This window comes from Alteromonas oceanisediminis (assembly GCF_018474025.1).
GTDB lineage: Bacteria > Pseudomonadota > Gammaproteobacteria > Enterobacterales > Alteromonadaceae > Alteromonas_E > Alteromonas_E oceanisediminis.
In genome coordinates, this window is sequence record NZ_JAHCTA010000009.1 from 132,144 (window position 1) to 132,483 (window position 340).

General features: G+C 48.5%; 1 protein-coding gene and 2 tRNA genes. All 3 read left to right on the top strand.

What is annotated here, in order from left to right:
* Window positions 1–33: 33 nt before the first annotated feature.
* Window positions 34–108, top strand: a tRNA-Gly gene (locus tag KIU71_RS15335).
* A 7-nt stretch (window positions 109–115) separates the two neighbouring features.
* Window positions 116–191, top strand: a tRNA-Thr gene (locus tag KIU71_RS15340).
* Between the two features lie 60 nt (window positions 192–251).
* Window positions 252–340: GTP-binding protein (locus KIU71_RS15345; RefSeq protein ID WP_250207563.1), on the top strand; the 89-nt coding region annotated here is incomplete at its 3' end.

Consider the following 340-nt stretch of genomic DNA (forward strand, 5'->3'; position numbering starts at 1 on the left):
CTTTCTTATGAGGTGGGTCAGAGAATAAGGAACGCGGGCATCGTATAATGGCTATTACCTCAGCCTTCCAAGCTGATGATGTGGGTTCGATTCCCACTGCCCGCTCCAAGTTCGTGCTGATATGGCTCAGTTGGTAGAGCGCACCCTTGGTAAGGGTGAGGTCGGCAGTTCGAATCTGCCTATCAGCACCATTTCTCCCCATCTCATTTGTGAACAACCGTAACTAATAGCACTTTGCTGGGAAGATAGACATGGCAAAACAAAAGTTTGAACGTAATAAGCCGCACGTAAACGTAGGTACAATCGGCCACGTTGACCACGGTAAAACGACACTAACTGC